Below are 6961 nucleotides of genomic sequence, written 5' to 3' on the forward strand. Positions count from 1 at the left end.
ATTTTTGATAGGTAAGCAACCTTGACCGCACCGCACATCTGGATTGTCAGCCCCGCCCTGGCCGCCGCCAACAACGGCAATTGGCACACCGCCAGCCGCTGGGCGCGCTTTTTGCGCACGCGCTACCGCGTCACGCTGGCGCAGCAGTGGCCGGCGCCGGACGGGTCGGACCGGCCGCCGGACCTGCTGATCGCGCTGCACGCGCGCCGCTCGGCGGCGTCGCTGGCGGCGTTTCGCGCCGCCTGTCCGGCCCGCCCCACGCTGCTGCTGCTAACAGGCACCGACTTGTATCGTGACATACGCGGCGATCCGGCGGCGCGGCAATCGCTGCGGCTGGCCGGCGCGCTGGCGCTGCTGCAGCCGGCCGGTCTGGCCGAACTGGCGCCGGCGCTGCGCGCCAAGGCCAGCGTGATCTACCAATCGGCGCCACAGTTGCGGCCGGCCGCCGGCCGCCGGCGCCATTTCGACGTCTGCATGGTCGGCCACCTGCGCGCCGAAAAAGACCCGGCCACCTTCATGCGCGCCGCCGCGCTGGTGCGCCGCGCCGGCGTGCGCCTGCTGCACATCGGCGCCGCGCTCGATCCGGCGCTGGGCCGGCTGGCCGCCGCCACCGCGGCGGCGACGCCGCGCTACCGCTGGCTCGGGCCGATGCCGCACGCGGCCACGCGGCAGCGCCTCAAGCGCTGCCAGTTGATGGCCTTGAGTTCGCACATGGAAGGCGGCGCCAACGTCATCATCGAAGCCGTCCGCAGCGGCGTGGCGGTGCTGGCCAGCGACGTCAGCGGCAACCGCGGCATGCTCGGCGACGACTACGCCGGCTACTTCCCGGCCGGCGACGCCGCCGCGCTGGCCGGGCTGATCGAGCGCTGCGCCGCCGAGCCGGCCTTCCACGCGCGCCTGCAGGCGCAGTGCGCCGCGCGCGCGCCGCTGTTCGCGCCGGCGGCCGAGCGCGCGGCCTTGCTGCAGTTAGTGGATAATCTCCTACTTCGGGGCGCCGGGCAGGCGCCACCCGGCATCCCGCGTCCCCACGCACAGAACATGGAAGACCTATGAGCACAAGCGAACAACACCCCATCAAACTCACCTCGTTTTCGCACGGCGGCGGCTGCGGCTGCAAAATCGCGCCGGGCGTGCTGGCCGAGATCCTGAAAAACTCCAGCGGCTTCCCGGTGCCCAAGGAGCTGATGGTCGGCATCGAGACCGCCGACGACGCCGCCGTCTACAAGCTCAACGACGAACAGGCGCTGATCGCCACCACCGACTTCTTCATGCCGATCGTCGACGACCCGTTCGACTTCGGCCGCATCGCCGCCACCAACGCCATCTCCGACGTCTACGCGATGGGCGGCACGCCGATCATGGCGCTGGCCCTGGTGGGCATGCCGATCAACAAACTGCCGCTGGAAACCATCGGCCTGATCATCAAGGGCGGCGAGGCGATCTGCGCCGAAGCCGGCATCCCGATCGCCGGCGGCCACACCATCGACTCGGTCGAGCCGATCTACGGCCTGGTGGTGCTGGGCCTGGTGCATCCGTCCAAGGTCAAGCGCAACGCCGACGCCAGGGCCGGCGACGTGCTCATCCTCGGCAAGCCGCTGGGCGTGGGCGTGCTGTCGGCGGCGCTGAAGAAGGACGCGCTGGGGCCGGACGGCTACGCGGCGATGATCGCCAACACCACCAAGCTGAACAAGCCGGGCAAGGCCCTCGCCGAGATGGCCGGCGTGCACGCGCTCACCGACGTCACCGGCTTCGGCCTGCTGGGCCACCTGCTGGAACTGGCGCGCGGCTCGCAACTGACGGCGCAGCTGAGCATGGCGCAAATCCCGCTGCTGCCGGGCGTCGAACAACTGGCGCAGGACGGCTACTTCACCGGCGCCTCGGGGCGCAACTGGGACGCCTACGGCAAGGACGTCAAACTGTCGCCGAGCATCAGCCCGGCCCAGCACACGCTGCTGACCGACCCGCAAACCTCGGGCGGCCTGCTGGTCTCGTGCGACCGCGCCAGCGTCGACGAGGTGCTGGCGCTGTTCGCGCGCGAAGGCTTCGAAGCGGCGGCCGTCATCGGCGAAATGGTGCCGGGCGCGGCGCGCGTCCAAGTCGCCGCCTAAGCGGCGGCGTCGGGCGGACGCCGGCAAACAACGCCGCGCCGCGGTTTTTCGCGGCATTTGCTTGACAGCCGGCGCCGCCATCCTTTACATTGGGCCATGTCTTCCCTTACACATCTCTCCCCTTCCCTGCTGTCGTTAGCTAAGCGACTACTAGCAAGCGCCTAATTCGCTTGCCGCACTGCTTCGCCCGGCCACGCCGGCGCGTTTCAAACCCCAGGAAGGTTGCTCAGATGTTGTTCTCCGCCCCACACGCATTGTTTTGCCTCCGCGACTCGTTCGCCGCCGCCGTCCGCGCGCCCGCCGCCCTATCGCTAGCCCTACCGATCGGTTGCCTGGCCTAGTGTTGCGTGGCCGCCCGGTAACCCGCGCCACCGTCGAGTTTCGTCCCGCTTTCCACTTGTTATCCAGGAGTTCCCCATGATGTTGCAAAATCCAGCGTCGAAGTATCGCGCTTTCCCACAAGTCAAATTGACCGACCGCCAATGGCCAGACAACGCCATCACCAAGCCGCCTATCTGGATGAGCACCGATTTGCGCGACGGCAACCAGGCCTTGATCGAGCCGATGAGCGCCGAGAAAAAGCTGCGCTTCTTCGAGATGCTGGCGGCCGTCGGCCTGAAGGAAATCGAGGTCGGCTTCCCGTCCGCCTCGCAAACCGATTTCGATTTCGTGCGCAAACTGGTCGACGAAAACCGCATCCCCGACGACGTCACCATCATCGTGCTGACCCAGTCGCGCGACGAGTTGATCCGCCGCACGGTGGCCTCGGCCGCCGGCGCCAAGCGCGCCATCGTCCACCTGTACAACTCGGTGGCGCCGGTGTTTCGCAAGGTGGTGTTCGGCATGTCGCGCGAAGAGATCACGCAGATCGCCACCACCGGCACGACGCTGGTCAAGCAGCTCGTCAGCCAGCATCCGGAAACCGAATGGGGCTTCGAGTACACGCCGGAGTCGTTCTCGACGACGGAACTGGACTTTTCCAAGCACATCTGCGACGCCGTCAGCGCGATCTGGAAGCCGACCCCGCACAACAAGATGATCATCAACCTGCCGTCGACGGTCGAGTGCAGCACGCCCAACGTCTACGCCGACCAGATCGAGTGGATGTCGCGCAAGTTGGCGCGCCGCGATGCGATCATCATCAGCGTGCATCCGCACAACGACCGCGGCACCGCCGTCGCCTCGGCCGAATTGGCCGTGATGGCCGGCGCCGAGCGCGTCGAGGGCTGCCTGTTCGGCAACGGCGAGCGCACCGGCAACGTCGACCTGGTCACGCTGGCGATGAACCTGTACACCCAGGGCGTCCATCCCGGCCTGGACTTCTCCGACATCGACACGGTGCGCAAGTGCGTCGAGGAGTGCAACCAGCTGCCGGTGCATCCGCGCCACCCGTACGCCGGCGATTTGGTTTTCACCGCCTTCTCCGGTTCGCACCAGGACGCGATCAAGAAGGGCTTCGCCCAGCAGAAGCCGGGCGCGCTGTGGGAAGTGCCGTATTTGCCGATCGACCCGGCCGACATGGGCCGCAGCTACGACGCCGTGATCCGCGTCAACAGCCAGTCCGGCAAGGGCGGCATGGCGTACTTGCTTGAGCAGGAATTCGGCCTGGTGTTGCCGCGCCGCCTGCAGATCGAGTTCAGCCGCGCGGTACAGGCGGTGGCCGACGCCACCGGCCGCGAGATCGCCGCCGCCGACATCCACGAGATTTTCAGCCGCGAGTACTTCGAGCAAACCTCCCCGTACGCCTACGGCGCGCACCGGATGGTCGAGGACAGCAGCGCCGACGAGTCGGTGCAAATCGATATCACGCTGGCGCACCGCCAGTCGACGCTGGCACTGCAGGGCGGCGGCAACGGCCCGATCGACGCCTTCGTCAACGCGCTCGGCCTCGACATCAAGCTGATGGACTACCACGAGCACGCGATCGGTTCCGGCGCCAACGCGCAGGCGGCCTGCTACGTCGAACTGCGCCTGGACAACGGCCCGACGCTGTTCGGCGCGGCCATCGACAGCAACATCGTCACGGCCTCGTTCAAGGCGGTGCTGAGCGCGGTCAACCGCCAGTTGAAAATCAACGACACGGCGGCCGCTCCGGCCGCGCCGGTCGAGGCGTAACAGCCGCGCCGGGTCGCCGGCGCCGCTCCCTCCCGTAATCGCCGGCGCCGCCTAGTCCGGTGCGATCTCGACGCGGTTGCGGCCGCGCTCCTTGGCGCGGTACAGCGCCGCGTCGGCGCGCACCAGCGCGGCGTCGACGCCGCCCTCGCCGGCGCGCATCGCCGCCAGGCCGATGCTGACCTGGACGGCGATGCGGCGCGCGCCGTCGACCAGCGGGCTGCGCAACAGGCGCGCCTGCAGGCGCAGCCCGAACGCCTGCGCGTCCAGCGTGCTGGCGCCCGGCAGGATGACGGTGAACTCTTCGCCGCCGATGCGCCCGACCGCGTCGACCTTGCGCAGCGCCAGCCGCAGCACGTCGGCGAAGTGCTTGAGCACCAGGTCGCCGGTGGCGTGGCCGTACTGGTCGTTGACGTCCTTGAAGTGGTCGAGGTCGATCATCAGCACGGCGGCGCAGGTCTCGCTGCCGCGCCCGAGCCGCGCCAGTTGCTCCTCCATCCGCAACATGAAGTGGCGCCGGTTCGGCAGCCCGGTCAGGTAGTCCATCGTCGCCAGCTCCTGCAACTGCCGCTCGATGGCCTTGCGGTCGGTGATGTCGCTGATGAAGCCGTGCCACAGCGTGCCGCCGTCGGGGCAGCGGCGCGGCTGGGCGTCGCCCTGGCGCCAGCGCAAGCCCTGCCCCGCCAGCACCACGCGGTATTCGCACTGCCAACGGCCCAGCGCCGCCGCCGAGGCGGCCAGCGCGGCGCGGTAGCGTTCCAGATCGTCCGGGTGGATCAGCGCGTCGACGCCGGCGGCGCTGTCGCGCACCTGCTCGGGGCGCAGCTCGTAGATGGCGTGGATGCCGGCGCTGGCGTGCGGGAAACAGGCGCTGCCGTCGCTGCGTTCGAGATACTGGTAGACCATGCCGGGCATGTCGTCGGTCAGGTTGGTGAGCAGCTCGGCGCTGTGGCGCAACTGCTCGGCCAGCGCCATCTGGGTCGAGATGTCGTAGGTGATGCCGGTCATGCGCAGCGCCAGCCCGTCGGCGTCGCGGCTGACCACCTTGCCGCGGCTGACCACCCATTTGTAGCCGCCGTCCTGGCAGCGGATGCGGTGCTGCGCCTCGTACATCGCGCTGCGGCCGTCGAAATGCTCGGCGATGCGCGCCTGCACCATGGCCAGGTCGTCCGGGTCCACGCGGGTGTAGCTGTCGTCGATGTGGTTGGTGGCGTCGACGTCGGCGTAGCCGAGCATGCGCATCCAGGCGCTGGAGTAGCTCATCTGGCCGGTTTGCACGTTGCGGTCCCAGACGCCGGTGCCGCTGCCATCGATGGCCAGCGCCAGCTCCCATTCGGCGGCGCGGGCCGGCGCCATGGCGAGGCCTTCGCCGCAGCTATCAGGCGGCATCAGCTCGCGCGGAGTGGGGAAACTGGTCACGGACGCCTCTGGCTATGCGACGCTCGGAGAACGCCGCTGCAAGCAATCATAGCAGGGATGGAACGGCGCGAGCGGCAGGAAGCCGCGGCAAGGGGCGAATACCGCCCAGTTAAGGATTTTCGTAGGTCGGCCGGAACGGCGTAACCCGACTGGCGTCGGCGGCGGCCCGGCGTCCGGCCAGGGCCGACGGCTGTGCAAGGAACCACAGCCAGACACTTGGGGGCAGTCCCTGACGGCGTGAGGGAAGCGATCCAAACCACGGGCGCAACCCCGGGGTCGGACCTGAAGGTCCGGCCCCGGCGCTTTGCCTTTGCTTGATTTCCAGCGTAGCCGGCCCGCTAAGCGCCCTGCCTCGCCAGGCGGATGCCGCTGAACTGCCAGCGCGCGCCGGCCGGGAAGAAGTTGCGGTAGCTGGCGCGCGCGTGCCCGGCCGGCGTGGCGCAGGAAGAGCCGCGCAGCACATATTGGTTGAGCATGAATTTGCCGTTGTATTCGCCCAGCGCGCCCGGCGCCGTGCGGTAGCCCGGAAACGCCGCGTAGCTGCTGCTGGTCCACTGCCAGCAGTGGCCGAACATTTGCGCCAGCGCGCCCTCGCCGCACGCCGCCGCCGGATGCAGGCCGCCCGCCGTCACCGGCTGCCCGCGCGCGGCGAACTCCCATTCGGCCTCGGTCGGCAGCCGCGCGCCGACCCAGTGGGCGTAGGCGTCGGCCTCGAACAACGACAGGTGCGTGGCCGGCTGCCGCGGCGCCAGCGGCCGCAGCCCGTACAGCGTGAATTCGTACCACGCTCCCCGCTCGTCGCGCTGCCAGTACAGCGGTGCGCTCAGCCCCTGCGACCGCACCCAATCCCACCCCTCGGCCAGCCACAGCGCCGGATTGGCGTAGCCGCCGGCCTCGATGAAGGCCAGGTATTCGCCGTTGCTGACCAGGCTCGCGGACAGTTCGAACGGCGCCACGTACTGGCGGTGGCGCGGCAGCTCGTTGTCGAAGCAGAAGCCGGCGCCGGCGTGGCCGATCTCGGTCAGGCCGCCGTCGAAGCGCAGCCAGGCCGGCGCCGCGGCCGGCGCCGCCACCGGGGCCGCGAACGGCGCGTCGAAATAGGCCGGCAGCAAGGCGTTCTGCGCCAGCAGGTGCTTGACGTCGGTGAGTATCAGTTCCTGGTGCTGCTGCTCGTGCTGCAGGCCCAGTTCCAGCAGCGCCGCCAGTTGCGCGTCGGGGTGGGGGGGGGGGGGAGGGAGGGGGGGGGGGGGAGGAGGGGAGAGGGGGGGGGGGGGAGGGGCCGGCACCACAACGGAACAGGAAAGCAGGAAACACTAGGCGAG

At 69.4% G+C, this 6961-nt stretch carries 4 protein-coding genes and 1 pseudogene; 3 read left to right on the forward strand and 2 right to left on the reverse strand.

Translation table 11 applies throughout. The features are described 5' to 3' along the window. Positions 1 to 21: 21 nt before the first annotated feature. From senB to leuA, 3 genes are all read left to right on the forward strand, one after another. Entirely contained in the window at positions 22 to 1053 is a 1032-nt protein-coding gene (gene senB, locus ACFDR9_RS16395; RefSeq protein ID WP_409031692.1) for a selenoneine biosynthesis selenosugar synthase SenB, read from the forward strand. Further along, positions 1050 to 2108, forward strand: coding sequence for a selenide, water dikinase SelD (gene selD / locus ACFDR9_RS16400; RefSeq protein ID WP_017874890.1), 1059 nt, complete (start codon positions 1050 to 1052; stop codon positions 2106 to 2108). The genes senB and selD overlap by 4 nt, the downstream gene beginning before the upstream one ends. A gap of 417 nt (positions 2109 to 2525) precedes the next feature. Beyond that, the gene (leuA, locus tag ACFDR9_RS16405) at positions 2526 to 4223 is read left to right on the forward strand and encodes a 2-isopropylmalate synthase (RefSeq protein ID WP_409031693.1); all 1698 of its coding nucleotides are present in this window, start codon (positions 2526 to 2528) and stop codon (positions 4221 to 4223) included. A 51-nt stretch (positions 4224 to 4274) separates the two neighbouring features. Here the strand turns inward: leuA and ACFDR9_RS16410 are convergent, their stop codons facing one another. Continuing rightward, a complete protein-coding gene (locus tag ACFDR9_RS16410) occupies positions 4275 to 5639 on the reverse strand; it encodes a diguanylate cyclase (protein ID WP_409031694.1) in 1365 nt (454 codons plus the stop codon). A 338-nt stretch (positions 5640 to 5977) separates the two neighbouring features. Then, a pseudogene (gene egtB / locus ACFDR9_RS16415) lies at positions 5978 to 6853 on the reverse strand (ergothioneine biosynthesis protein EgtB); the annotation flags it as partial. Positions 6854 to 6961 lie beyond the last annotated feature (108 nt).

The organism is Janthinobacterium sp. CG_23.3 (assembly GCF_046115965.1).
GTDB lineage: Bacteria > Pseudomonadota > Gammaproteobacteria > Burkholderiales > Burkholderiaceae_D > Janthinobacterium.